General features: G+C 71.5%; 22 protein-coding genes. 15 read left to right on the top strand and 7 right to left on the bottom strand.

The window, feature by feature from the left end; all coding sequences use genetic code 11:
• Window positions 1-54: 54 nt before the first annotated feature.
• The 5 genes from ACTMTF_RS10695 to ACTMTF_RS10675 are packed head-to-tail and all read right to left on the bottom strand — an operon-like array spanning window position 55 to window position 5,155.
• Window positions 55-1,887 (bottom strand): S9 family peptidase, encoded by a 1,833-nt coding sequence (locus ACTMTF_RS10695; protein WP_441110451.1) that lies wholly within the window; start codon window positions 1,885-1,887, stop codon window positions 55-57.
• 55 nt (window positions 1,888-1,942) lie between these two features.
• Window positions 1,943-2,833 carry an amino acid ABC transporter permease gene (locus ACTMTF_RS10690; protein WP_441110450.1) on the bottom strand — a complete coding sequence of 297 codons (891 nt, stop codon included), beginning with the start codon at window positions 2,831-2,833 and terminating at the stop codon, window positions 1,943-1,945.
• On the bottom strand, window positions 2,830-3,498 hold the full coding sequence (locus ACTMTF_RS10685; RefSeq protein ID WP_441110449.1) for an amino acid ABC transporter permease: 669 nt from the start codon (window positions 3,496-3,498) through the stop codon (window positions 2,830-2,832). Before ACTMTF_RS10685 ends, ACTMTF_RS10690 begins: the two co-directional genes overlap by 4 nt.
• A 57-nt stretch (window positions 3,499-3,555) precedes the next feature.
• The gene (locus ACTMTF_RS10680) at window positions 3,556-4,416 is read right to left on the bottom strand and encodes a glutamate ABC transporter substrate-binding protein (RefSeq protein WP_397009278.1); all 861 of its coding nucleotides are present in this window, start codon (window positions 4,414-4,416) and stop codon (window positions 3,556-3,558) included.
• 19 nt (window positions 4,417-4,435) lie between these two features.
• The gene (locus tag ACTMTF_RS10675) at window positions 4,436-5,155 is read right to left on the bottom strand and encodes an amino acid ABC transporter ATP-binding protein (protein WP_397009802.1); all 720 of its coding nucleotides are present in this window, start codon (window positions 5,153-5,155) and stop codon (window positions 4,436-4,438) included.
• A gap of 173 nt (window positions 5,156-5,328) precedes the next feature.
• Here ACTMTF_RS10675 and miaB point away from each other — a divergent pair, with 173 nt between their 5' ends.
• Entirely contained in the window at window positions 5,329-6,819 is a 1,491-nt protein-coding gene (miaB, locus tag ACTMTF_RS10670; protein ID WP_397009280.1) for a tRNA (N6-isopentenyl adenosine(37)-C2)-methylthiotransferase MiaB, read from the top strand.
• Between the two features lie 12 nt (window positions 6,820-6,831).
• On the opposite strand, the gene ACTMTF_RS10665 is transcribed toward miaB, so the two are convergent.
• Window positions 6,832-7,287 carry a carboxymuconolactone decarboxylase family protein gene (locus ACTMTF_RS10665; protein WP_441110448.1) on the bottom strand — a complete coding sequence of 152 codons (456 nt, stop codon included), beginning with the start codon at window positions 7,285-7,287 and terminating at the stop codon, window positions 6,832-6,834.
• 850 nt (window positions 7,288-8,137) lie between these two features.
• Here ACTMTF_RS10665 and ACTMTF_RS10660 point away from each other — a divergent pair.
• From ACTMTF_RS10660 to ACTMTF_RS10645, 4 genes are all read left to right on the top strand, one after another.
• Entirely contained in the window at window positions 8,138-8,710 is a 573-nt protein-coding gene (locus ACTMTF_RS10660; protein WP_441110447.1) for a hypothetical protein, read from the top strand.
• 375 nt (window positions 8,711-9,085) lie between these two features.
• On the top strand, window positions 9,086-9,853 hold the full coding sequence (locus tag ACTMTF_RS10655; protein ID WP_441110446.1) for an isocitrate lyase/PEP mutase family protein: 768 nt from the start codon (window positions 9,086-9,088) through the stop codon (window positions 9,851-9,853).
• A 75-nt stretch (window positions 9,854-9,928) separates the two neighbouring features.
• Window positions 9,929-10,648: a hypothetical protein gene (locus tag ACTMTF_RS10650; protein WP_441110445.1), complete on the top strand. Its 720-nt coding sequence runs from the start codon at window positions 9,929-9,931 to the stop codon at window positions 10,646-10,648.
• A gap of 42 nt (window positions 10,649-10,690) precedes the next feature.
• Complete coding sequence (locus ACTMTF_RS10645) at window positions 10,691-11,236, top strand: NUDIX domain-containing protein (RefSeq protein WP_441110444.1); 546 nt, start codon at window positions 10,691-10,693, stop codon at window positions 11,234-11,236.
• On the opposite strand, the gene ACTMTF_RS10640 is transcribed toward ACTMTF_RS10645, so the two are convergent.
• Window positions 11,202-12,098: a ribonuclease Z gene (locus tag ACTMTF_RS10640; protein ID WP_397009294.1), complete on the bottom strand. Its 897-nt coding sequence runs from the start codon at window positions 12,096-12,098 to the stop codon at window positions 11,202-11,204. The genes ACTMTF_RS10645 and ACTMTF_RS10640 overlap by 35 nt on opposite strands.
• A 92-nt stretch (window positions 12,099-12,190) precedes the next feature.
• On the opposite strand from ACTMTF_RS10640, the gene ACTMTF_RS10635 reads away from it, so the two are divergent.
• The 10 genes from ACTMTF_RS10635 (at window position 12,191) to ACTMTF_RS10590 (ending at window position 25,552) form a co-directional block, all read left to right on the top strand.
• Window positions 12,191-12,700, top strand: coding sequence for a methylated-DNA--[protein]-cysteine S-methyltransferase (locus ACTMTF_RS10635; protein WP_441110443.1), 510 nt, complete (start codon window positions 12,191-12,193; stop codon window positions 12,698-12,700).
• A 40-nt stretch (window positions 12,701-12,740) separates the two neighbouring features.
• The gene (gene miaA / locus ACTMTF_RS10630) at window positions 12,741-13,643 is read left to right on the top strand and encodes a tRNA (adenosine(37)-N6)-dimethylallyltransferase MiaA (protein ID WP_441110442.1); all 903 of its coding nucleotides are present in this window, start codon (window positions 12,741-12,743) and stop codon (window positions 13,641-13,643) included.
• A 9-nt stretch (window positions 13,644-13,652) separates the two neighbouring features.
• Window positions 13,653-14,465 (top strand): diaminopimelate epimerase, encoded by an 813-nt coding sequence (dapF, locus tag ACTMTF_RS10625; protein WP_441110441.1) that lies wholly within the window; start codon window positions 13,653-13,655, stop codon window positions 14,463-14,465.
• Between the two features lie 50 nt (window positions 14,466-14,515).
• Complete coding sequence (locus ACTMTF_RS10620; protein WP_441110440.1) at window positions 14,516-15,271, top strand: SCO6745 family protein; 756 nt, start codon at window positions 14,516-14,518, stop codon at window positions 15,269-15,271.
• 19 nt (window positions 15,272-15,290) lie between these two features.
• Window positions 15,291-17,567, top strand: coding sequence for a tetratricopeptide repeat protein (locus ACTMTF_RS10615; RefSeq protein ID WP_441110439.1), 2,277 nt, complete (start codon window positions 15,291-15,293; stop codon window positions 17,565-17,567).
• 107 nt (window positions 17,568-17,674) lie between these two features.
• Window positions 17,675-18,037 carry a phosphomannose isomerase type II C-terminal cupin domain gene (locus ACTMTF_RS10610; protein WP_397009306.1) on the top strand — a complete coding sequence of 121 codons (363 nt, stop codon included), beginning with the start codon at window positions 17,675-17,677 and terminating at the stop codon, window positions 18,035-18,037.
• 336 nt (window positions 18,038-18,373) lie between these two features.
• A complete protein-coding gene (locus tag ACTMTF_RS10605) occupies window positions 18,374-20,785 on the top strand; it encodes a GcvT family protein (RefSeq protein ID WP_441110438.1) in 2,412 nt (803 codons plus the stop codon).
• Complete coding sequence (locus ACTMTF_RS10600) at window positions 20,782-21,984, top strand: sarcosine oxidase subunit beta family protein (protein ID WP_441110437.1); 1,203 nt, start codon at window positions 20,782-20,784, stop codon at window positions 21,982-21,984. Before ACTMTF_RS10605 ends, ACTMTF_RS10600 begins: the two co-directional genes overlap by 4 nt.
• Window positions 21,984-22,232, top strand: a complete 249-nt coding sequence (locus ACTMTF_RS10595; RefSeq protein WP_441110436.1) for a sarcosine oxidase subunit delta — start codon at window positions 21,984-21,986, stop codon at window positions 22,230-22,232. Before ACTMTF_RS10600 ends, ACTMTF_RS10595 begins: the two co-directional genes overlap by 1 nt.
• 26 nt (window positions 22,233-22,258) lie before the next feature.
• Window positions 22,259-25,552 carry a 2Fe-2S iron-sulfur cluster-binding protein gene (locus ACTMTF_RS10590; RefSeq protein ID WP_441110435.1) on the top strand — a complete coding sequence of 1,098 codons (3,294 nt, stop codon included), beginning with the start codon at window positions 22,259-22,261 and terminating at the stop codon, window positions 25,550-25,552.
• Window positions 25,553-25,569 lie beyond the last annotated feature (17 nt).

The raw sequence follows: 25,569 nt of genomic DNA, 5'->3' as shown, positions 1-25,569 counted from the left end.
CCGGCGTCGGCGAAAGTCGGTCTCGGGCGAGAAGCCGGCCTCACAGAGCTGGCGTCAGGTGAAGAGCTGCTGGTAGAAGGCGTATTCGGCGGCGAGCGCCGCGGAGCGGGTCTCGGCGCGGCGAAAGCCGTGTGACTCCCCCTCGAAGGCGAGGTAGGTGCAGGAGACGCCGCGTTCGGACAGGGCGTCGGCGAAGGCGGCCGACTGCTCGGGCGGCACGACCGGATCGTCGAGTCCCTGCAGGAGCAGCATCGGGCAGGTCACCCCGCCGACCAGGGCGAGCGGCTCGCGCTGCGCGTAGACGTGCGGGTCGTCCGGGCCGACGAGCCACTCCACGTAGCGGGATTCGAAGTCGTGGGTGTGCGCGTTCAGCGGGGCCAGGGCGCTCACGCCGTAGTAGGAGACACCGCCGGCGAACACGCCGGAGCGGCAGCAGGCGGCCATCACGGTCCATCCGCCGGCGCTGCCGCCGCGGATGGCGATGCGGTCCGGGTCGGCCAGCCCCTCGGCGGCGAGCCAGCGGGCGGCCGCGACGGTGTCGGCGACATCGACCAGCCCCCACTGCCCCTTCAGCCGCTCCCGGTAGGCCCTGCCGTAGCCGGTGGAGCCGCCGTAGTTGACGTCGAGCACGCCGATCCCGCGCGAGGTGAGGAACGCCTTCTCCAGGTCGAGTGCGGTGCCGACGTGCCCGGTCGGCCCGCCGTGCACGAAGACCACGTAGGGGGCCGGTTCTTCGACCGTCTCGGCCGGGTTCGTCGGCGGGTAGAGGAAGGCGTGCACGGGGCCGTCCTCGCCGGGCAGCTCGACCGCCCGCGGTGCCGGCAGGTAGGCGGGGTCGGGCGGCGTCGCGCCGCCGTTGACCGCCTCGGCCCGTCCGCTCACCGTGTCGAACCGGACGATCGACCTGGCCGTGGCGGCGCCGTACGCCACGCCGATCAGGGACGTGCCGTCGGCGGCCAGCGCGGGCTCCCAGCCGCCGTAGCCGGTGGGGACGTCGGTGAGGACCCGCGTGCGCGGGTCCAGCAGCCCCAGCCGCAGGTCACCGCGCCCGTGCAGGACCGCGAGCCGGCCGTCGTCGAGGATCGTGTACGGCAGGCCGCCGAGGTACCACAGGGGCCAGGCGAACTCCTCCTCGATCGGGCACAGCGGCCGCGGCGGGCCGCCCTGGAGGCCGAGCTCGTACAGGTTCCACCAGCCGGACCGGTCGGAGATCAGGTAGAGGCTTTCGTGGTCCTTCCACTGGGGCGCCAGGACCGACTCCGACGTGCCGCCCTGGATCGGCCAGGACAGGCCGTCGGACAGGCGGGTGAGGCGCAGCTCGGTGCCGTCCCACGGCATGCGCGGGTGGTCCCAGCAGACGTAGGCGAGGTGCCGGCCGTCGGGGGAGACAGTGGGGAAGGCGTAGAAGTCGTGGCCGGTGACGTGCTCGCGGGGCCGGCCGCCGCTCAGCGGGACGGACACGATCGCCCGTGAGATCTTGCCGTCGTCGGTGTGGTGCTCGCGTACGCACCAGACGTGCCCGTCGTGGACGAGGAGGTCGGCGTAGCGGGCGTTCTCGCCGTCCGGGGTGAGGGGAGTGATGGTGCCGTCGAGCAGGTAGAGGCGCTGGTCGGCCAGGTTGGCGAAGACGACGGCGCCGTCAGGGGTCACGGTGTAGGGACGGCCGCCGTACTCGTGCACGCGGGTGCGGGCGCACCAGGGGGCGGGCAGCAGCTCGCGGCGGGTGCCGTCGGCGACGCGATGGACGATGGTGGTCCGGCCGCCCTCTTCTGGACGGTCCTCCGTCCACCACGCCTGCCCGTCGCGCGCGCTGGGCCAGCCCGCGCGGACCCCCGCGCGGGCGACCTGGGTCGTGGAGATGGGCGAGAGCCACGAAGCGGCGGGCATAACCGAATCCTGCCGGAAATCCCCGCCGCTGTGTGCCGGTTGATCCACGCCGTCTCTAGTCGGTGCTGTCCAGCCCGCCGCCGGACCGCAGGCCGATGGCCTCCGCGCCGGGAGGCGCGACCGGCTTGGCCGAGGTCTTGCGGCTGCGCCGGCTACGCCGTTCGAGCAGGTTGGCCAGGTAGCTCAGCGCCATGTTCAGCATCACGTAGATGATGCCGATGACGATCGCCGCCGGGATCAGCGAGCCGAAGTGGACCGCCGGAAGGATCTTGAACCCGACGTTGAGCAGGTCCACGTAGGCGATGATGTAGCCGAGGGCGGTGTCCTTCAGCAGCACCACGAGCTGGCTGACGATCGCCGGCATCATCGCGGTGACCGCCTGCGGCAGCAGCACCATGCGCATCACCTGGTTCTTGCGCATGCCGATGGCGAAGGCCGCTTCGGACTGCCCCTTGGCCACCGAGTGCACGCCCGCCCTGACGACCTCGGCCAGCACTGAGCCGTTGTAGAGGGTCAGGCCGAGCACCACGGCGATGAAGGCGTAGTCGCCGCCGCCGAACATGGTCGGCGCCAGGTAGAAGATGAAGAAGATCAGCAGCAGCAGCGGGATGGCCCTGAAGACCTCGACCACCAGGCCCGCCGGGACGCGGATCCAGGCGTGGTCGGACAGCCGTGCCAGGCCGAAGATCGCGCCGAAGGCCAGCGCGAGCACCGCGGCCGCCCCTGCGGCCTTCAGCGTGCCGACCAGGCCCGGGATGATGTAGTGCTCCCAGGTGTCGGCCAGCAGGAACGGCTCCCAGATCTTGCCTTCCCACTGCCCCTTGGCGTCGAAGCCGCGGTAGACCCAGAACAGGGCGGCCGCCACCGCCACGGCGCTGAGCAGCGTGAGCAGGTGGTTGCGCACCCGCCCGCGCGGTCCGGGAGCGTCGAACAGAACGGAGGTCATCGGGCCACCGCCAGGCGTCGGGCCAACCAGCCGGTGAAGTAGCCGATGGGCATGGTCAGGGCCATGAAGGCCAGGATGAGCCCGATGAAGATCGGGATCGACGCGCCGGTGGTGTCGAAGGTGATCTTCATGACGGCCGCGGCGTCGGCGAGATACCCGCCGGCGGTCGCCACCGTGGTGTTCTTGATCATGGCGATCATCACGCTGCCGAGCGGCGCGATGACGGCGCGGAACGCCTGCGGCAGGATGATCAGCGACAGGGACTGCATGAACGTCAGCCCGATCGCCCTGGCCGCCTCGGCCTGGCCGAGGGGAACGGTGTTGATGCCCGCGCGCAGACCCTCGCACACGAAGGAGGCCGTGTAGAGCGACAGGCCCATCGCGACGATCCAGAAGGAGTTGGTCCTGGGCGTCTCGGAGAAGATCAGGCCGAGCTGGTCGCTGAGGCCGAGCGCGGAGAAGGCCAGCACCAGTGTCAGGGGGGTGTTACGCACCACGTTGACGTAGAAGGTGGCCGCCGCGCGCAGCACCGGGGTGGGGGAGACCCTCATCGCCACCAGGATCGTGCCGAGAATGAGGGAAGCGACCGCGGCCACGAGGGAGAGCTTGACGTTCTCCAAAAAGCCTTCCGCGAGGTCGGGCGCGTACTTGATCAGTTCGTCCATCGTGCTCCACCGCATAGGACGGCGGCGGCCGGATCCCGGCCGCCGCCTCTGATGTGACTAGCTGCAGCCCTCGGCGGGCGGCGCTGCCTCGGACAGCTTCAGTCCTTCGATGCCGCCGAACCACTTGTCCAGCAGGGTCTTCATGGTGCCGTTGTCCCACAGCTTCTTCACCGCGGTGTTGACGGCCTCACACGTCTTGGTGTCGCCCTTCTTCAGGCCGATGCCGTACTTCTCGTCCGTGAAGCCCTGGCCCAGCACCTTGAAGTTGCCACCGGCCTGCTTGGCGAAGCCCGCCAGGATCAGGTCGTCGGTGGTGACCGCGTCGAGGTTGCTGCCGCCCAGCTTCTGGATGCACTCGGAGTAGTTGGCGGCGTCGACGGTGGTGGCGTCAAGGTCGAGCTCGCCGTCCGGCGGCGGGTCGGTGATCCGCTTGTAGGAGTTGGAGCCCGCGGCCTTGCAGATCTTCTTGCCCGTGAGGTCCTTCGGGGCGGCGATCGAGGTGTCGTCCTTGCGGACCATCACGTCCTGGTGCGCGAGAACGTAGGGGCCGCCGAAGGTGACCTTCTGCTTGCGCTCCTCGGTGATGGAGTAAGTGGCGAAGATGATGTCCACCGTGCCGTTCTGCAGGAACGGCTCGCGGTTGGACGAGGCAGATTCCTTCCACTCGATCTGCACGTCCTTGCCGCCGTTGACCTCCTTGAGCACGGCCTTGGCGACGTCAACGTCGAAGCCCTCCGGGTTCGCACCCACCTTCAGGCCCAAGCTCGGCTGGTCCCACTTGGTGCCGACGACGACGGTGCCGCCGCCGCTGATCTTGTCGGCCACGGTGGCGTAGGTCTCCCCGCCACCGCCACAGGCGCTCAACCCGGCGGCGAGGGCCGCCATGGAGAACACCGCTCCCACTCGACGCATGTGCATGTTTACCTGCCTCTTCATGTCAGTGCGTGAGGATCTTCGAAAGGAAGTCACGCGCCCGCTCGGTCTGCGCGTTGGTGAAGAACTCGTCAGGTGTGTTCTCTTCGACGATCTGCCCGTCGGCCATGAACACCACCCGATTGGCGGCTCTACGGGCGAAGCCCATCTCATGCGTGACGACCATCATCGTCATTCCGTCACGAGCCAGCCCGATCATGACATCGAGCACCTCCTGCACCATCTCGGGGTCCAGTGCCGAGGTCGGCTCGTCGAACAGGATCATCTTCGGGTCCATGGCCAGCGCTCGGGCGATCGCCACCCGCTGTTGCTGGCCGCCCGAGAGCTGGGCAGGGTATTTGTCCGCCTGTGCCGCGATGCCGACCCGCTCGAGCAGCTCCATCGCCCGGGTGTCCGCCTCGGCCCTGGCCTGGCGGCGCACCTTGGTGGGGCCGAGGGTGACGTTCTCCCGAATCGTCTTGTGCGCGAACAGGTTGAACGACTGGAACACCATGCCGACCTCGGACCGAAGCCTGGCCAGTCCCTTGCCCTCCTCGGGCAGCACCTGACCGTCGAAGATGATCTTCCCGCCGTCGATCGTCTCCAGCCGGTTGATCGTCCGGCAGAGCGTGGACTTCCCGCCGCCGGAAGGACCGATGACGACCAGCACCTCGCCACGAGAGACGGTCAAGTTGATGTCCTTCAGGACGTGCAATGCCCCGAAGTGCTTGTTGACGTTCTCCATCTGCACGAGTGGAGTTACGTCACCGTTCTCCGTCATGGACCCAAACGGTAGAGGTAGGAAGGACGCTGGTCACTAACTGTGGGGTACCGATCCGATCACATCGTGCCGTCAAGCTGGACTTTTAGCCTCTCACGGCTGTCCCGAGCCGTAAACCGACTACCCTTGAACATGCCATGACTTTGACCCAGGAGAGCGCCCGCACCTACGAAGTGCGCACATACGGGTGCCAGATGAACGTCCACGACTCCGAGCGGCTGTCGGGCCTGCTGGAGGACGCCGGTTACGTGCCCGCGCCCGATGGCGCGGACGCCGACGTGGTCGTGTTCAACACCTGCGCCGTCCGGGAGAATGCCGACAACCGCCTCTACGGCAACCTCGGCCATCTGCGGCCCGCCAAGATGAGCAACCCGCGCATGCAGATCGCCGTGGGCGGCTGCCTGGCCCAGAAGGACCAGGGCGAGATCGTCCGCAAGGCGCCGTGGGTGGACGTGGTCTTCGGCACCCACAACATCGGCTCCCTGCCCGTGCTGCTGGAGCGCGCCCGCATCGAGGGCGAGGCGCAGGTCGAGCTGAAGGAGTCGCTCGAGGTCTTCCCCTCGACGCTGCCCACCAAGCGCGAGTCCGCCTACGCCGCCTGGGTCGCGATCTCCGTCGGCTGCAACAACACCTGCACCTTCTGCATCGTGCCGTCGCTGCGCGGCAAGGAGAAGGACCGGCGCCCCGGTGAGGTGTTGGCCGAGGTCGAGACCCTCGTCGGCCAGGGCGTCCTCGAAGTCACCCTGCTCGGCCAGAACGTCAACACCTACGGCGTCGAGTTCGGCGACCGGCTGGCGTTCGGCAAGCTGCTGCGCGCCTGCGGCGCCGTCGAGGGCCTGGAGCGGGTCCGTTTCACCTCCCCGCACCCGGCCGCCTTCACCGACGACGTCATCGCCGCCATGGCCGAGACGCCCAACGTCATGCACCAGCTGCACATGCCGCTGCAGTCGGGCTCGGACCGGGTGCTCAAGGCGATGCGCCGCTCCTACCGCGCCGAGCGCTACCTCGGCATCATCGAGCGCGTCCGCGCGGCCATGCCCGACGCGGCCATCTCCACCGACATCATCGTCGGCTTCCCCGGCGAGACTGAGGAGGACTTCCAGGAGACCCTGGAGGTCGTACGACGCAGCCGCTTCGCCAACGCCTTCACCTTCCAGTACTCCATCCGTCAGGGCACCCCGGCCGCGACCATGGCGGACCAGGTGCCCAAGAAGGTCGTCCAGGAGCGTTACGAGCGCCTGGTCGCCCTGCAGGAGGAGATCTCCTGGGAGGAGAACAAGAAGCAGGTCGGCCGGACCCTGGAAGTGCTGGTCGCGGAGGGCGAGGGCCGCAAGGACGACGCCACCCGCCGCCTGTCGGGCCGCGCCGCCGACAACCGGCTCGTGCACTTCGCCGTGGGCGACGAGGTCCCGCGGCCCGGCGACATGGTGACGGTCGAGGTGACGTACGCGGCGCCGCACCACCTGGTGGCGGACGGGCCGGTGCGCGGCCTGCGCCGCACCCGGGCCGGCGACGCGTGGGAGTCACGGCAGGGCGCGCCCGCCGCGGGGCCCGGCGTCCTGCTGGGGATGCCCGCGATCGGCCGGCCCGCGCCTCTCCCGGCGGCGGACGGCTGCTCCGTACGCTGACCACCAGGCCGCTTACCAGGCTGAGCCCGCCACCTGCCTCGTGGTGGCGTTGAGGCGGTTCCAGAGGTTGACCGTGGCGATGGCGGTGATCAGGGCGGCGAGCTCCTGCTCCGAGTAGAGGTCGGCGGCCTCGTCCCACACCTCGTCCGGCACCGGGTCCGATCGGTCGGCCAGCCGGGTGACCGCCTCGGCCAGCGCCAGCGCGGCGCGTTCGGCGTCGTTGAAGTACGGGGTGTCCCGCCAGGCGGCCACCGCGAAGACGCGTTCGTCGCTCTCGCCCGCCTGCCGCAGCTCCTTGGCGTGCATGTCCACGCAGACGCCGCAGCCGTTGATCTGGCTGCTGCGCAGGTGGACCAGGTAGAGGGTGGTCGCCGGCACCCCGGCCTGCTCGGTGGCCTTGGCCAGCGAGGTCAGCGCCTGCAGGGCGCCGGGCAGGACCATGGCCGGGTTCTTCATACGCGCGTTCACGATTCGGTTCCTTCCGTCGTCAGTGCGGTCTCACTCCTGATGACGGATGCCGGCCGGATGAGGTGACCGGATCTCACCGCGCATTCACGTACGTCATCGGCGAAGGCCGTCGAGCAGCCGGTTGCAGTAGTCGGACCGGAAGTCCTGGAACGTGGCGCACGGGTTCGGCCCCGCCGGGACGGTGGCGCGAGGCGCCGGGACAGTGGCGCGAGGCGCCGGGACGGTCGGCTCAGGGACCGGCTTAGGGGCGGCGGGTTCGGGTGCGGCGGGTTCAGGGGCGGCGGGTTCCGGGACAGCGGGTTCGCGGGCCGCTGTGATCAGCGGGGAGGGCCGCGCGTCCGGGGTGGCCGCCCGTGCCGGGGCAGGCGTGCCGGTCCGCGGCGCCGGCGAGCCGGCGTCGCGGGTGGGAGCCGGGAGTACGCGCACCCAGCCGGGGGCGACGGTGCCCGGGGCAGAGGAGCGGGAGGGGCGGTGGGCGGGGACAGAGCTCGCTCGCGCCGTGAGCCTGGAGGATGGGCTCGAAACCGGCGTTGACCAAGGAGAATGCGACGGCGTTCTTGATCCATGGAAAAGCGCGTTTTCCTGATCGAATTCGGGAGCGCTTTTCCGTACCGGGTTTCGAGGACCAGTGAACGCCAGGAGAATTCCGAGTCCCGCGATGGCCAGGACCGTGGCGACGCCCGCCGCAGGTGCGAACCGGTTGTAGCTACCTGGGCGAATAGCTCGAAGGGGGGACAAGTCGTGATTCCTTCGTGATTGGTGCGCGAGCATTCCACTGTTGCGGCTAGTGTGGTCCATCGCCCGCGGAAGCCGGAGAGCTTTCCCGATACGACCGCAGGAGCTGTAGGCCATGCAAGATCCGACCGAGCCGGATCGTCAGGACATCCTCGACGGACCGGGCGACCATCGCAGGTCCGGCAGAAACCCCAAAAAGATCGTCGCCATCGCGGCATCCGTCCTCGTGGCCGCACTGGCCGTGGGTGGCGTCAGCTACGTGATGGTCAGCGGCGGCGACACCCCCGTACAGATGAGCCAGCAGGCGCCTCCGGGCGATCAGGCGCCTCCCGCCGAGCAGGAGGCCCCGGACGAGAAGACCTCGAAGGGCGACGACGCTCCTTCCAAGGAAACGGCCGAGGGCACCGCCGACGACGGAGTCGGCGACACCACCGACGACCTCGGTGACACGGCCGACACCGGTACCGCTGACACACCCGGCACAGGCGACACCGCTGACAGGGCGTCGACCGACACGGGCTCCGCGGGCACAGACGCGCGCGACAGGGACGAGTCTGACACCGGCGACAAGCCGGCGAAGAAGCCCACGACGAGCCCGTCCAAGCCGGCACCGGAGGACGCCGCCGACACCCCGGCGGACGGCCCGGCCGGCGCCGTCACCGGCCAGTGCGCCAAGAGCGGCTGCTGACCCACCCCCAAGGCGGAGCAGCGCGGGGCCCGATCCGTGCTGACCCACCCCCACGGTTGTGGCACACGGTCCGTCACCCTTCGGTCCGGGAGCCGCGCCACCCACCTCAGGCCGCGTGACTCACTCCTCAGGCACCCTCAAGCCACGGTGAATCACAGCGGCCGCCACCTCCGAGCCCCTCAGGCACGCGCGATCCACCGGGTTCCGTCACCCTCCGGCACCCGTACACCGCGTGATTCACGCGTCCGTCGCTCTCCGGCACCGCGGACCGCGCGATTCACGCGTCCGTAGGACCGTGTGGCCTGAAGTGGTCAGCCTTTATTCGCTGTTATTGGACCTGCGTGCCAGGCCACCCCGTCCCTAAGATCAGCGGGTATGACGACTGACACAGCAGCAGTAGCCGTGCTGCGTGCGCTGCACGTGCCCGGCAAGCCCTTGATCCTGCCCAACGCCTGGGACGCCGCCTCCGCGGTGGCCGTACGCGAGGCGGGGTTCGCGGCGGTCGCCACCGGAAGTGCGGCCGTCGCCCGGGTGCTCGGCTACGAGGACCACGAAGCCACCCCGGTGGCCGAGATGCTGGCCGCCGTCGCACGCGTCGTCAGGGTCGTCGACGTGCCGGTGACCGCCGACATGGAGCGCGGCTACGGTCTCGATCCCGCCGAACTGGTCGAGCGGTTGCTCGGCACGGGAGCGGTGGGCTGCAACCTGGAGGACTCCGACCCCCGCTCCGGCGAGTTGATCGAGGCCGAGCGTCAGGCCGCGTTCCTGGCCGAGGTGCGGGCCGCGGCCGGGCAGGAGCTGGTGATCAACGCCAGGATCGACGCCTACATCAGAGGCGAGTCGGACCCCGACCGCGCCCGTGCCGAGGCCGTGCACCGGGCGCGCAGCTACCTGGCGGCCGGAGCCGACTGCGTGTACCCGATCGGGCTCGCGGACGAGGCCGGTATCAAGGCCCTGGTCGGCGAGGTGGGAGGGCCGGTCAACATCCTCTTCGCCCCCGGTACGCCGAGCCTGGAACGGCTGGCCGAGCTGGGGGTGGCCCGAGTGAGCTACGGCCACGGCCTGCACGAGGCGGCGCACGGCTACGCCACCAGAATGATCCAGGCCGTCAGCGAAGGACGCGACCCCTACCAGCTCCACTAGCCGCGAAGGGCGAAGGGCGAAGGGCGAAGGGCCTGGGGCGGTGGGGGCGGGAGGGCCGTCGCTACGCTGTCGGCTGTGCTTGTCGCCGCGGCCGTCTGCCCGCACACCCCGCTGCTCGTCCCCGCCCTGGCCGGCGCCGCCCAGGCCGAGCTGGACGAGCTCCGCTCCGCCTGCCGCACCGCGGTCGCCGCGCTCCGCGACACGAGTCCTGACCTGCTGGTCGTCGTGGGCGGCGCGGGTCTCACCGGACGGTACGGCGCGCAGGCGGCGGGTTCGCTGCGCCCGTGGGGCGTGGCCGTCAGGGTCGGCCGGGGCGAGCCGGTGCTGCCCCTGTCGCTGACGGTCGGGCGCTGGCTCCTGGAGAGCGGCCTGGAAGACGGCCCCGGCGCGGTCGCCTTCCAGGCGGTGGCCTCGGCCGCCGAGCCCGAGGACTGCCTGGCGCTCGGTGCGAAGCTGGCGGGCGAGGGCAGGGTGGCGCTGCTGGTGATGGCCGACGGATCGGCCTGCCTGACCCCGAGGGCCCCGGGGCACCACGACCCGGCGGCTCGCCCGTACAACGACCTGCTCGTGCGCGCGGTCGCCGGAGCGGACGGGGAAGCGCTCGCGGCCCTGGACGCGGCCGAGGCCGACCGGCTGTGGGTCGGCGGGCGGGCGGCGCTGCAGGTGCTGGCGGGCGCGGCGAGCGGCGGGGAGTTCGCGGGCCGGGTGCTCGCCGAGGCGGCGCCCTACGGGGTGGGGTATTTCGCCGGGCTCTGGGAGCGGCATCCGCACTCCGCCGAGGCGGCGCGCTTGTAGCGTAGGGCCGAGAGCAAGGCATCCACGCTGGGAGCACGCCGCATGCGCTGGCAGGTCCACTCCGAAGAAGCCCTCTACACCGACCGCTGGCTCGACGTCCGGGTCGCCGACGTGGAGCTGCCCGACGGCACGCGCCTGGACCATCGCCTGATCCGGACCGCGCCGGGAGCGGGTGCGGTGGTCACCGATGACCGGGGCCGGGTGCTGCTGCTCTGGCGGCACCGCTTCATCACCGACTCGTGGGGCTGGGAGATCCCCATCGGCAAGATCGAAGAGGGGGAGGAGCCAGCGGCCGCCGCGGCTCGGGAGACCGAGGAGGAGACCGGCTGGCGGCCGGGCCCGTTGCGGCCGCTGCTGTACACGCAGCCGACCAACGGCCTGTCCGACTCGGCGCACCACATCTTCCGCGCCGACGGCGCCATCCGCATCGGTCCGCCCACCGACCCCTGGGAGGCCGAAAGGGTCGCATGGGTGCCGCTCGCGGACATCCGCGGGCTCATCGACCGGCGCGACCTCGTCTGCGGCACCAGCATGGCCGCCCTGCTCTACGTGGTCAGTGACGGCGGCGGGGCACCGGGATCCGCATGAGGTCCCTGGCCAGGGTGACGTCCCCGTCGTAGGTGCGCCGTACCTCTTCCAGGAAGGCCGGTTCGTGGGCGAAACCGTACCTCTCGGAGAAGTGCGTCAGGACGAGGTGCCGTACGCCCGCGTCGGCGGCGACGAGGCCGGCCTCGAACGCCGTCAGGTGGCCGTACTCCTTGGCCAGCGGCCCTTCGGAGGACAGGAACGTGGCCTCGATGATCAGCAGGTCGACGCCGGAGGCGAGCTCGAAGGCGGTGTCGCACAGGCGGGTGTCCATGATGAAGGCGGCGGACTGGCCGGGCCTCGGGACGCTGCACTGGGCGAGCGTGACGCCGCGCACGGAGCCGGAGCGCTGGAGCTCGCCCACGTCGGGGCCGCGGATGCCGTGCGCCGCCAGCTTCTCGGGAAGCATGCGGGTGCCGGCGGGCTCCTGGACGCGGTAGCCGTACGACTCGACGGGGTGTGACAGGCGGCGCGCGGTGAGCGGGCCGACGGCGGCGAGCGGGCCCGCGACCGGGTGCTCCTCGATGACGTCGGTGTCGGCGAACGGGGCGGCGTGCCGGAGCCTGCGCCAGTAGGCCTCGCCGGAGGCGGGGAAGACGGCCCGGACCGGGTGCCGGACACGGTCGCGGGCGATGCGCTGGACCAGGCCGGGGACGCCGAGGCAGTGGTCGCCGTGGAAGTGCGTCACGCAGATCCAGTGCACGTCGTTGGCGCTCACCCCGGCGTGCAGCATCTGCCGCTGCGTCCCTTCGCCGGGGTCGAAGAGGTAGCCCTGACCGTCCCAGCGCAGCAGGTAGCCGTTGTGGTTGCGGTGCCGGGTGGGCACGGCGCTGGAGGTGCCGAGCACGACGAGTTCACGGGCCACGAGCGAGATGCTAGACGTTCAGGACGGATACCGGCGTTTCCCGACCCGCGGCGTACGATATGACTTTCCAGGAGATGCCAGGTGAGGATCTGATGACCACGGTCGCGTTCGCCGAGGTGCCGACCCCCGTCGGGCCGTTCGTGCTGGCCGTCACCGAGGACGGCCTGGTCGCCTCCGGCTGGGGCTCCGAGGCGGCGCTGCGCGAGCGCCTCCGCCTCCCCGAGGCGGCCGATCCGGGGCGCACCACCTCCGTGGTCGAGCAGCTCGACGCCTATTTCGCGGGCGAGTCCCGGCGTTTCACGACACCGATCGACTGGCGGCTCACCTCCGGCTCGCGCCGCAAGGTGCTGCAGACGCTGTACGAGATCCCGTACGGCACGGTCGTCACCTACGGGGAGCTGGCGGCCCGCAGCGGCACCGGAGTGCCCGCGCGGGGCATCGGCTCGATCATGGGCGGCAATCCGCTGCCCATCGTGGTGCCCTGCCATCGGGTGGTGGCGGGAAACGGGCTCGGCGGGTTCAGCGGCGGGGTGGGCGTGGAGACCAAGCGCTGGCTGCTGACCCATGAGGGCTACCTGCAGCCGACGCTGCTCGACCTCTGACCGGCTCGGGCACACCCGGAGCGTTGACACACTGGTCGGTGTGCGCAAGTCAGTGATCGCCGTCGTGGGTCCCACCGCGGCCGGGAAGTCGGACCTCGCCGTGGACCTCGCGCTCCGGCTGGGGGGCGAGTGCGTCAACGCCGATTCCATGCAGCTCTACCGCGGCATGGACATCGGCACCGCCAAGCTCACGCCCGCCGAGCAGCGAGGAGTCCCGCACCACCTGCTGGACGTCTGGGACGTGACGGTGACGGCCAGCGTGGCGGAGTACCAGCGGCTGGCCAGGGCCGTCATCGACGCCGTCGGCGTGCCCGTGCTGGTCGGCGGCAGCGGGCTGTACGTCCGGGCGGCGATCGACGACCTGGAGTTCCCCGGCACCGACCCGGAGATCAGGGCCAGGCTGGAGGCCGAGCTCGACGAGCGCGGGGCCGCGCCGCTGTACGACAGGCTGCGCGAGCTGGACCCGGCGGCGGCGGCGGCCATCCTGCCGAGCAACGGGCGCCGCATCGTGCGGGCGCTGGAGGTGATCGAGCACTCCGGCAGGCCGTTCTCGGCGACGATGCCGTCCTACGAGGCGCTCTACCCGAGCGTGCAGATCGGGCTGGAGGTGCCGAGGCCCGAGCTCGACCGGCGGATCGAGGTCAGGGTCGAGCGCATGTGGGCGGCCGGGCTGGTGGAGGAGGTGCGCCGCCTGCTCGGGCAGGGCCTGGCGGCGGGCCGCACCGCGAGCCGGGCGCTCGGCTACGCCCAGGTGATCCGCCATCTGACCGGGGAGTGGACCGAGGAGCAGGCCTTCGCCGAGACGGTCAGGCTGACCAGGAGGTTCGCGCGACGCCAGGAGTCGTGGTTCCGGCGCGACCCGCGCGTGTGCTGGCTGCCCTACGACGCCCCGGATCTGCTTGACCGGTCCCTGGCGCGGATAGCGGGCGACGCGTCGGCATAAAATTGTGCCATGCGCTTTCTCAAGGGGCACGGCACCGAGAACGACTTCGTCATCCTTCCCGATCTCGACGGCGAGCTGGACCTGCCGACGTCGCTGATCGCGAAGATCTGCGACAGGAGAGCCGGGATCGGCGCGGACGGCGTGCTCCGCGTGGTGCGCACCAAGCTGGCTCCAGAGGTGGCCGACCAGGCGGGCGACGCCCAGTGGTTCATGGACTACCGCAACTCCGACGGCGGCATGGCCGAGATGTGCGGCAACGGCTCCCGGGTCTTCGCCCGCTACCTGGTCGAGGCGGGCCTGGAGGCCCCCGGCGAGTTCGGCGTGGCCACCCGGGGCGGCACCAGGAAGGTGCGGGTCGAGGCCACCGGTGACGTCACCGTCGACATGGGCCTGCCGGTGGTGCGGGGCGAGAGCGTCACGAGCGTCGGCGGCCAGGAGTACCTCGGCCTGCACATCGACGTCGGCAATCCGCACCTGGCGTGCTCGATCGGCGACCCGGTCGTCCAGCTCGACCTCGGCCACCAGCCGAGCTTCGACCCGGGTGTCTTCCCCACGGGCGTCAACATCGAGCTGTTCAACGCGGTCGGCACCAGCCGGGCGGTGATGCGCGTCTACGAGCGGGGCTCGGGCGAGACCCGCTCCTGCGGCACCGGTGCGGTCGCCACGGCCGTGGCCGCGGCGGCGCTGTCCGGCGACACCACGGGCACCTGGACGGTGGACGTGCCCGGCGGCTCGCTCACCGTGATCCTCGACCACGACACCAGCTATCTGCGCGGCCCCGCGGTCATCGTCGCCTCCGGCGAGCTGACGCTTGCAGAATGATGTTCTCCTAGGGGATGCTGAGTTCACTTCCTGGACTGAGAGGGGTGGACATGGCTGATCCGCGGACCACGGCCGTCCGAGTCAAGGCGCCGATCGGGCAACTCGGCGGCGGTTTCATGATCTCCCGAGAGGCCAAGGCCCTCTGCGAGGAGCACGGTCTCGGCCCGCGCGAGCTCTACTTCCGCGGCCGGTGCGGCGTGCTCGGCGAGTGCGACGCCGACGTCGTCACCTCGGTCGCCGTCTTCTTCCCGTACGGGCACGTCGAGAAGAACTGGAACGGCGGCCGCAAGATGCCGGTCGAGCGGGCGGTCGAGCTCTACGCCGGGGCCTTGGCGGCATGGGGACGCCGCAGGCTCGGCGACCACGACGGCTGTGCCAGGATCGCCGAGCTGCTCGAACGGGTCGTACGACAGGCCTCGCCGATCGGCGCCCCGCTGTTCGCCGGATGGCGGGCCGTGCCCCTGCCCGGCGACCCGCCCGCGCGTGCCGCCCAGCTCATGCACGTCGTACGCGAACTGCGCGGTGGCCTGCACGCCAACGCGGTGATCGCCGCGGGCCTGCATCCCCTGCAGGCGACCCTCGCGGCCGACCACGACGCGACGCCCTTCGGGCAGGCGTCCGGTGAGATCGCCGCCAGGTTCTTCGAATGGCCGGAGCCCTATGCGAAGCCGGACCCCGACCTGATCGCACGCCGTGCGGCGGTCGAGGATGTCACCGATGATCTGATGGCTTCAGTATTTTCTCCCCTCAACAATGACGAATCGGACGAGCTCATCGAGCTTCTGCGTTTTGGGCACGCTCGTTGACCTGGCAGACTGACGTCTCATGGACGTGGACATCTGGGCCTGGGTCGGCGAAACCCAGCAGCAGCTTTCTGAAGCGGGCAACGTTGGCCTCGCCATGGCGCTGGGAGACCTCCCCGCACAGGCCTACGAAGGGCGCTTCCCGCAGCTCGACGTGATGGCTCCGGCCATCTCGCAGCAGGCGGAGACCCTGGAGCAGCCGTGGCTGGAGTTCTACGCCCGCTACTGGCACCTGCTCGGCCGCATCGGCGACCGCGCGCAGGGCGCGGTCGCCGTCGGGGACGCCGAGCAGCTGCTCGCGTTCGCTCAGCGCGAAGAGGTGCGCTCCTGCCCGGCCGCGCCGGCCGCGGTGGAGGCGCTCGCCCTCGTCTGGGCCAACACCGACGGCCCCGGCTACGCCGCGCAGCGCCTGGAGACCGTCGGCGCCGCCATCGAGCAGCTCGAGCCGACCGACCCCGCCTACACCGGCCTGGTGACGCAGTATGTCGCGGCCCTGGTCGACGCCGGGCGTGCGGGCGAGGCCGTCACCTACGCCGAGTCCGCCGTCGAGCGGCTGCGCGCCGCCGGGCGCGAGGCCAGCTGGGAGCTGGGCGCCGAGAGCGCCCGCGCGCTGCTCGCCGCCGGCCGCGCCGAGGACGCGCTGACCGCGCTGCAGGCCGCGGGCGGCTTCCAGGCCGACGACCCGGTGGCCAAGGAGCACCGCGACGGCGTCCGCCGCGCGCTCATCCTGGCCACCCTCGGCCGCGTCGCCGAGGCCGTCGACGCGCTGCCCGACCTCGACGTGGTCGGCGAGCACCCGAGGGTGTTCGTCGAGTGGGCGCACGCCGTCAACAAGCTGAGCGACTCCTCCCAGATCACCAACACCTGGCAGCTCGGCCGCGTGCTGCGCCAGTGGGTCGACTACTTCGGCATGATGGGCGGCTACCGCTCCCGCGTCGAGCTCTCGCTGATCGCCGGCGAGCTGGCCATCGCCAGGCAGGGCGTGTGGCAGGCCCGGCTGCTGGCCGACCTGGCCGAGTCCGCCGCCGGGGAGCTGCGTGACGCCACCGGCGTCGCGGAGCGGATCGCCGAGCTGCGCGCCGCCGCCGACGCGACCACCGAGCCCCCGGCCCCCGGCCCCGTCGCGGAGCGCGTCGCCTACTTCGACGCCGCCGACGGCTACAACGCCGACCCCGAGCGCTGGGTCGGCTGGCTGGCCCCGCTGTCCGGCAAGGACATCGAGGCCACCCGCCGCCACACCACCACGATGGGCTTCCTGGGCTACCCGACGACCGGCGCCGACATCTACTGGAAGATGCTCGTCGACACCGGCGACATCGCCGCCGCCGACGCCGACGACATCGCCTACCTCACCACGCTGCTCATCGAGGCGCGTCAGGACGAGCGGCTGGAGCAGATGGCCGCGACCCTGCCCCACGACGCCAAGCACCTGGCGCTGGCCCGCCTGCACAGCGCCCGCGAGCGCTGGCCGGAGGCGCTCGACGAGGCCCAGCACGCGGTGGCCGCCGGAGCCGGGGTGGAGGCGCGCCGCCTCGTCGCGGGCGCCGCCCAGCAGATCGACGAGAACGCCAGGGGCGCCGCGGCGCTGCTGGAGGTGCTCGACGAGCTCACCGACGAAGACGTCTGGCGCATGATCGTCATGGCCACCGCCGCCGAGGACTGGGTGACCGTCCGCAAGGGCGCCGCCAAGCTCGGCATGCCGATCAAGTCCACCGAGGGGCCGATCGAGGAGGAGATGGGCCTCATCAGGCTCATCCTCCCCGCGCCCGACGGCGGTCAGCGTCAGGTGCTGTCCATCCGCACCGGCCCGGCCACCGCCAGGCTGGCGCTGCCGCAGCCGCGCGGCATGGACTACAACGCGGGCGACCTGGTCGTGTTCGACCCGCAGCTGCTGGAGCCGCTGCCGGAGGACCCCGAAGAGCAGCAGAACTTCGTGCCGCCCTTCGCCGCGGTGAGCATCCTGCGGCCCGGCGGCTACACCAGCTACTTCTTCGACGGCGCCGCGCCGAGCGACGAGGACTGGACCGAGTTCACCGAGGTCATGGCCGAGCGCGGCTGGCCGATGTGGGTCTACAGCGATGACAACTACCAGGTGACCCACCCGACGAGCGGCGAGCAGATCCCCGGTGTGTTCGGCTGGGTCGCGGTGCCGCCCAACGTCACCGCCGTCGAGGTCGACGCGCTGCTCGACGACGCCACCGAGCGCTGGTCCCACCCGCTGGCCTGGCTCGACCTGGCCCGCGAGGTCGACGTTGAGGTCGAGCGGCACGAGCGGATCGTCAAGGAGTACGGGCTCTAGTCTCCCGCCGTGCCCGGCCTCGCCGCCGGGCACGGCACTCCCGGTAGGCGGTGACATCCACCTGGCCTGATAGCTTTTGGCGCGATATTTCGGGACTTGGAGGCACAATGCAGGACATCGATAGGTTGGCCGCCGTGATCCGTGACGAGCGCCCGTGGGGTGCCTTCGAGCGCTACACCCTCAACGAGGTGTCCACGGTCAAGATCATCACCGTGTCACCGGGGCAGACGCTCAGCCTGCAGCGGCACGAGCACCGCGACGAGCTCTGGGTGGCCCTCGACCCCGGTTGCGTCTTCGAGGTCAACGGCGAGCGCCTGGAGCCGGCCGTCGGTGACCGGGTGCTGATCCGCGCGGGCCAGACCCACCGTCTCAGCTCCTCCGGCCCGGCCACCCGCATCCTTGAGGTCGCCTTCGGCCACTTCGACGAGGACGACATCGAGCGCCTCGAAGACTCCTACGGGCGTTCCTGACAGGGTCCCGTAGATTTCCGCGGGCGTTCCCCTTGGACGGCCGCCCGCGGTAGCACGCCCACGCCCGCGACGGGCGGCGATGCCCGATGCTCACCCTGGCATGGCCGCATACGCCGGCGGCGACCGGCCGCTCGGCCGTACGCCGCCGACCGGCTGCTCGGCGGCATGGCGTACGACGTCTCCCGCCGGCACATGCCCGCCTGGGCCGACTGGGCCGCCCGGGAGGACGGGTGGCGGCGGCCGGTGAAAGACAGACCTTGTTCGGAGGTCTCTGGGGCCTTATGTTCGTTGCGTAGTCCGGTGCGTGTTGCGTAATAAGGAACAACCGGAGGGCCCATGACAAGCCGGCCTCGTTTAGTGATCATCGGAGCCGGCATCGTCGGCTGTGCCCTGGCCGACGAGCTCACGGTCCGGGGGTGGACCGATGTCACCGTCGTCGACCAGGGGCCGCTCTTCGCCACCGGCGGTTCGAGCTCGCACGCCCCCGGCCTGGTGTTCCAGACGAACTCGTCCAAGACCATGACCGAGTTCGCCTCCTACACCGTGCGCAAGTACACCGAGCTCGGCTGCTTCGATCAGGTGGGCGGCCTGGAGGTCGCCACCACCCAGGAGCGGTGGCAGGACCTGCACCGCAAGCACGGCTGGGCCGAGTCCTGGGGCGTCGAGGGCGAGCTGGTGGACGCCGAGCGGTGCGCGGAGCTGTGGCCGCTGCTCGACCGGCGCCGGGTGCTCGGCGGGTTCCACGTGCCCACCGACGGGCTCGCGGCGGCCGTGAGCTGCTGCGAGGCGCAGGCCGGGCGGGCCGTCGAGCGGGGCGCCAGATTCCTGGCCGGACACACCGTGGTGGACGTCCAGCACAAGGGCGGCAGGGTCACCGGCGTGGCCGTGCGGACCGCCGCCGGCTACCGCGTCATCGAGGCGGACGTGGTCGTGTGCGCCGCCGGATTCTGGGGACCGGCGATCGGCGCGATGGCGGGGCTGACCGTGCCGCTGCAGCCGCTGGCCCACCAGTACGCCAAGTCCGGGCCGCTGGCCGGGCTCAGCAGCGGGCCCATCCTGCGCCACCAGGACCGCGACCTCTATTTCCGCCACCACGGCGACCGCGTCGGCGTCGGCTCCTACGCGCACCGGCCGATGCCGGTCGCCCAGCACGAGATCGGCCCCAAGGGCACGACGATGCCGTCGGTGCAGAAGTTCACCGAGGAGGACTTCGACCCCGCCTGGCGGGACGCCGGCGAGCTGCTGCCCGCGCTCAGGAAGTCCCGGTACGAAGACGGCATCAACGGGATCTTCTCCTTCACCTCCGACGGGTTCCCGCTGATCGGGGAGGCGCCGGAGCTCGACGGGTTCTGGGTGGCCGAGGCGGTCTGGGTCACCCACTCGGCCGGCGTCGCCAAGGCGGTGGCCGAGCTGCTGGTCGACGGGCACAGCGGCGTCGACCTGCACGAGTGCGAGCTGAACCGGTTCGAGCCGGTCCAGCTCGCCCCCGCCTTCGTCGAGGAGCGCGGCAAGCAGAACTTCGTCGAGGTCTACGACGTCATCCATCCGCTGCAGCCGATGGACTCGCCGCGGCCGATGCGTACCAGCCCCTTCTACGCGCGCCAGCTGGAGCTGGGCGGCCACTTCCTGGAGGCGGCCGGGTGGGAGCGGCCGCACTGGTTCGAGGCGAACGCGCCGCTGCTGGAGGATCTCGTACGGGAACGCGGCGGCGAGCCGGAGCCGCTGGTGGGAGCGGCGCGGCGGCAGGAGTGGGCCGCCCGCCACTGGTCGCCGATCGCCGCCGCGGAGTCGTACGCCACCCGGGAGAACGTGGCGCTCTACGACATGACGCCGCTCAAGCGGATCGAGGTCGGCGGGGCGCGGGCGGCGGCGTTCCTGCAGCGCCTGACCACCAACAACGTCGACAAGAAGCCTGGCTCGGTCACGTACACGCTGCTGCTCGACGCCAAGGGCGGCATCCGGTCGGACCTGACGGTGGCGCGGCTGGCGGAGGACCGGTTCCAGATCGGCGCGAACGGCAACCTGGACCTCGACTGGATCACCCGGCACGCGCCCGGCGGCGTGTACGTGCGCGACATCACGCCGGGCACCTGCTGCGTGGGCGTGTGGGGGCCGCGGGCCAGGGAGCTGGTCCAGCCGCTCACCGACCTGGACCTGTCGCACGAAGGCTTCCCCTATTTCACGTGTAAGAGCGGATATGTCGGCCAGGTGCCTGTGACGGCGATGCGGGTCTCGTACGTCGGCGAGCTGGGCTGGGAGCTCTACACCACCGCCGACCTGGGTCTGAAGCTGTGGGACACGCTCTGGGGGACCGGGCTGCCGATCGCCGGCGGCCGGGCCGCGTTCACCAGCCTCCGGGTGGAGAAGGGCTATCGGCTCTGGGGCGTCGACATGACGCCCGAGCACAACCCGTACGAGGCCGGGCTGGGCTTCGCGGTCAGGAAGGACAAGGACTTCGTCGGCCGCGACGCCCTGTCGGCGGAGGTCACCCGCAAGCTGGCGCCGCTGCTCAGCGCCGAGGTGGTCATGGGCAAGGAGCCGGTACGGCACCAGGGCCGCACGGTCGGCTACGTCACCAGCGCCGCCTACGGGCACACCATCGAGCGCCCGATCGCCTACGCCTGGCTGCCGATCGAGCTGGCCACCCCCGGGACACAACTGGATATTTCCTATTTCGGGCGGCGGGTTCCCGCCGAGGTCGCCGCCGAGCCGCTGTACGACCCCCAGATGGAGAAGATCCGCCGGTGACCCACCCCGACTTCCTCTGGCGCGACCCCGACCCGAAGCCCGCCTACGACGTGGTCATCGTCGGCGCCGGCGGGCACGGCCTGGCCACCGCCTACTACCTGGCGCGCAACCACGGCATCACCAACGTGGCCGTCCTGGAGAAAGGGTGGCTGGCCGGCGGGAACATGGCCCGCAACACCACGATCATCCGCTCCAACTACCTGTGGGACGAGAGCGCCGCCATCTACGAGCACTCCCTGAAACTGTGGGAAGGGCTCAGCGAGGAGCTCGACTACGACCTCCAGTTCAGCCAGCGCGGCGTGCTCAACCTCGCCCACAGCCTCGCCGACGTGCGCGAGGCCAGGCGGCGGGTCAACGCCAACCGGCTCAACGGCGTCGACGCCGAATGGCTCGACCCCGACGAGGTCAAGAAGTTCTGCCCGATCATCAACGTCTCCGACCGGGCCCGCTACCCGGTCATGGGCGCCACCCTGCAGCGGCGCGGCGGCATCGCCAAGCACGACCACGTGGCCTGGGCGCTGGCCCGCAAGGCAGACGCCTACGGCATCGACCTGATCCAGGGCTGTGAGGTGACCGGCTTCGAGATCACCGGCGGCAGGGTGACGGCGGTGGAGACCTCGCGCGGCAGGATCGCGGCGGGCAAGGTCGCGCTCGCCTCCGCCGGGCACACCTCCGTGCTGGCCGAGCAGGCCGGGATCCGGCTGCCGCTGCAGTCACACCCGCTGCAGGCGCTGGTGTCGGAGCTGCTGGAGCCGGTGCTCGACTGCGTGGTCATGTCCAACGCCGTGCACGTCTACGTCAGCCAGGCGCACAAGGGGGAGCTGGTGATGGGCGCGGGCATCGACTCCTACAACTCCTACGGCCAGCGTGGCGCCTTCCACGTCATCGAGGCGCAGATGGCGGCGGCGCTGGAGCTGTTCCCGCTGTTCAGCCGGGTACGGGTGCTGCGCACCTGGGCGGGCATCGTCGACGTGTCGCCCGACGCCTCGCCGATCATCGGCACCACCCCGGTGGAGGGTCTGTACGTGAACGCGGGCTGGGGCACCGGCGGTTTCAAGGCCACGCCGGGCGCGGGCTGGGTCTACGCCCACACGATCGCGCACGGCGAGCCGCATCCCCTGGCGGCACCGTTCGGGCTGGACAGGTTCACCACGGGGGCGCTCATCGACGAGCACGGCGCGGCGGCGGTGGCGCACTGATGCTGCTCATCGACTGCCCGCACTGCGGCCCCCGCGACGAGAACGAGTTCCACTACGGCGGCCAGGCCGGGATCGCCTACCCCGACACGCCGGGCGAGCTGACGGACGCCGAGTGGGCCGCGTACGTGTTCCTGCGCGACAACCCCAAAAGCTGGTTCAGGGAACGCTGGTTCCACACCCACGGCTGCCGCACCTGGTTCGTCGTGGAACGCCACACGGTCACCCATGAGATCCGTAGATCGCCCTGACTTTCGCGCCGTTGTAGGAGTTTGCGATGACCCGTCTGCCTTCGGGTGGTTTGATCGATCGCTCGGTCACGCTCCCGTTCCACTTCGACGGCCGCCCGCTGCACGGGCATCCGGGTGACACGCTCGCCTCGGCCCTGCTGGCCGGCGGTGTGCGGGTCGTGGGGCACAGCGTGGACCTGGGCCGCCCGCGCGGGATCTTCTCCGCCGGGCCCGAGGAGCCGAACGCGCTGGTCCGCGTCGACGCCGACCCGATGCTCGCCGCCACCACCGTGGAGCTGCGCGCCGGGCTCCAGGCGTGGAGCCTGCGCGGCAGGGGCCGGGTGGATCCGGACGCCGTGGACGAGCGCCGCGCCGACAAGGGCTACCTGCACTGCGACGTGCTGGTGGTCGGCGGCGGCCCGGCCGGGCTCGCGGCCGCGCTGGCCGCGGGGGAGACCGGCGCGCGGGTGATCCTGCTGGACGACCAGCCGAGGCTCGGCGGCGACCTGCTGAGCAGCCGCGCCCTGCTGGACGGCGCGCCCGCGCTGGACTGGGTCGCCGCCGCGGAGAGCGGCCTGGCCGCGCTCCCGGAGGTCCGCGTCCTGGTCAGGACCACCGCCATCGGCTACTACGACCACAACTACCTGGTCGCCGTCGAACGCCGCCCCTCGGGCGAGCGCCTGTGGCACCTGCGCGCCCGCCGCGTCGTGCTCGCCACCGGCGCGCACGAGCGGTCGCTGCCCTTCCCGGGCAACGACCGGCCCGGCGTCATGCTCGCCTCCGCCGCCCGCGCCTACGTCAACAGGTACGGTGTACGGCCTGGCAGCCGCGCGGTCGTCTACGCCTGCGCCGACTCGGGGTACGAGGCCGCCCGCGACCTGGAGGCGGCCGGCGTGGAGATCGCCGCCATCGTCGACCCGCGCCCGCGGGGCCTGGCCGGAGCCCTGGCGGGCCGCACCGTCACCGGGACCACGGCCGACGCGGACGGCCTGCTCACCGGCGTCCGGCTGGGCGACCTGCACGTCGAGGCCGACCTCCTCGCGGTGGCCGGCGGCTGGAACCCGGCCGTGCACCTCTTCAGCCAGTCCCAGGGCAGGGTCACCTTCGACGACGCCCTCCAGGCCTTCGTCCCCGGTCCCTCCGCGCAGGCCGAGCAGTCGGCGGGCGCGTGCAGGGGCCTGTACGGCACCCGCGAGGCGATCGAGGACGGCCACACCGCAGGCGCGGCCGCCGCCCGCAACGCGCTCCGCCCGGCGGGCGACGGGGCCAGGCGTGAGATGGCTCGGTCCTTGGCTCAGGGCGGTTCCCGGGTGCCCACCAGCGACGAGCCGGCGCTGCGCCCGCCGGCCGTTCACTGGGGGGAGCTCGCGCCGGACCCCACGGCGTTCGTCGACCTTCAGCGAGACGTCACGGTCGCCGACCTGGCCAGGGCCGTGGGCGCCGGGATGCGCTCGGTCGAGCACGTCAAGCGCTTCACCACCGCCGGCACCGGCGCCGACCAGGGCAAGACCTCGGGCGCGCTGGTGACGGGAGTGATGTCCCAGCTGCTCGGCATCGCGCCGGGGCAGACGGGTACGACCACCTTCCGCCCGCCGTACCTGCCGGTGGCCTTCGGCACGCTGGCGGGCCGCGACCGGGGTGAGCTGTCCGACCCGGTCAGGACGACCGCACTGCACGGCGCGCACGTCGCCAGGGGAGCGGCGTTCGAGGACGTCGGCCAGTGGAAGCGGCCCTGGTACTTCCCGCTGGACGGCGAGACGATGGACGAGGCCGTGGCGCGGGAGTGCCGCGCGGCCCGCACCGGGGTGGCCGCGATGGACGCCTCCACCCTCGGCAAGATCGACATCCGGGGCCGTGACGCGGGCGTCTTCCTGGACCGCATCTACACCAACACGTACTCCACGCTCGCCGTCGGCGCCTGCCGCTACGGCCTGATGTGCACGGCCGACGGGATGGTCTTCGACGACGGGACCACCGCCAGGCTCGGCGAGAACCACTACCTCATGACCACCACCACCGGCAACGCGGCGGCGGTGCTCGACTGGCTGGAGGAGTGGCGGCAGACCGAATGGCCGGAGCTCGATGTACGCCTCACCTCCGTCACCGACCACTGGGCCACGGTGGCGATCGTCGGCCCACGAGCCCGCGCCGTACTCGCCGCCGTCGCGCCGGGCGCGCCGAGCCTGGCCTTCATGAGATGCGCGGAGACCGAGGTGCTCGGCGTGCCCGGCCGGGTGTTCAGGATCAGCTTCTCCGGCGAGCTGGCCTACGAGGTGAACGTGCCCTGGCAGTACGGCAGGTCGCTCTGGGAGAGCGTGCTGGCCCTGGGCGCGGTGCCTTACGGGACGGAGACCATGCACGTGCTGCGCGCCGAGAAGGGCTTCCCCATCGTCGGTCAGGAAACCGACGGCACCGTCACCCCGCAGGACCTCGGCATGTCGTGGATCGTCTCCCCCCGCAAGCCCGACTACGTCGGCAAGCGCTCGCACGCCCGCCCCGACACCATCCGCGACGGCCGCAAAACGTTGATCGGCCTCCTCCCCGACGACCCCACGGCCCCCCTCGTGGAGGGCGCCCAGCTCATCCCGTCCGCACCCCACCCCGAGCCGGCACCGGCGGCCCTGGATCAGGGGCCCGCACGGGGGGCGGGCACGGTGCGCATGCTCGGCCACGTGACCAGCGGTTACGCCAGCGCGGTGCTCGGCCGGACGTTCGGCCTCGCCCTGGCACGGGACGTGGCTCCGGGCGACCGGCTCACCGCCGTCTCCGGGTCCTCCGCCGTCGCGGTGACGGTCGTCGCGCCGGTCTTCTACGACCCGGAGAACACCCGCCGCGACGGCGACCCCGCTGTTCCCGCCTCCCTGGAAGACGCGCCGGTGCCCGCTCCGGGGGCCTGCCGCGCCGAGAGCCCGGCCGCCCACCTCGCCGATCGCTTCGCGGCGGCGAGTTCCGATGCCGTACGGCTCCGCGAGCTGCCCCCGACGCCCATGTGGGAGGTCCGGGGCGACGACCCCGGCGTCGGGCTACGGCTCGGCCCCGGCTGGTGGCTGGTGACGGGCCTCGCCGGCCAGGCCTTCGGCGGTGTTCCGGCCGGGACCGGCTGGGTGGACGTGTCGGGGCAGCGGACCGTGCTGGAGCTGGCGGGGCCGGGGGCTCTTGAGGTGCTGATCACCGGGTGCCCCCTCGACCTGCACCCCTCGGTGTTCACCGGTCACGCCCAGACGCTCCTGGCGAAGACGCCGGCGATTGTGGAGCGAGATGGCGGTACATACCGGATTTACGTGCGCTCTTCGTACGCCAACTACCTAGCCGAATGGCTACTTGACGCTCTTGGGCGGTAAAAGGCCCGCTGAGCGGA

It is taken from the genome of Nonomuraea sp. ZG12 (assembly GCF_052068115.1).
In the GTDB taxonomy this organism is placed as follows: Bacteria; Actinomycetota; Actinomycetes; order Streptosporangiales; family Streptosporangiaceae; genus Nonomuraea.
Note: the sequence above shows the minus strand (reverse complement) of the source record. Positions and strands in the feature narration are given on the sequence as shown.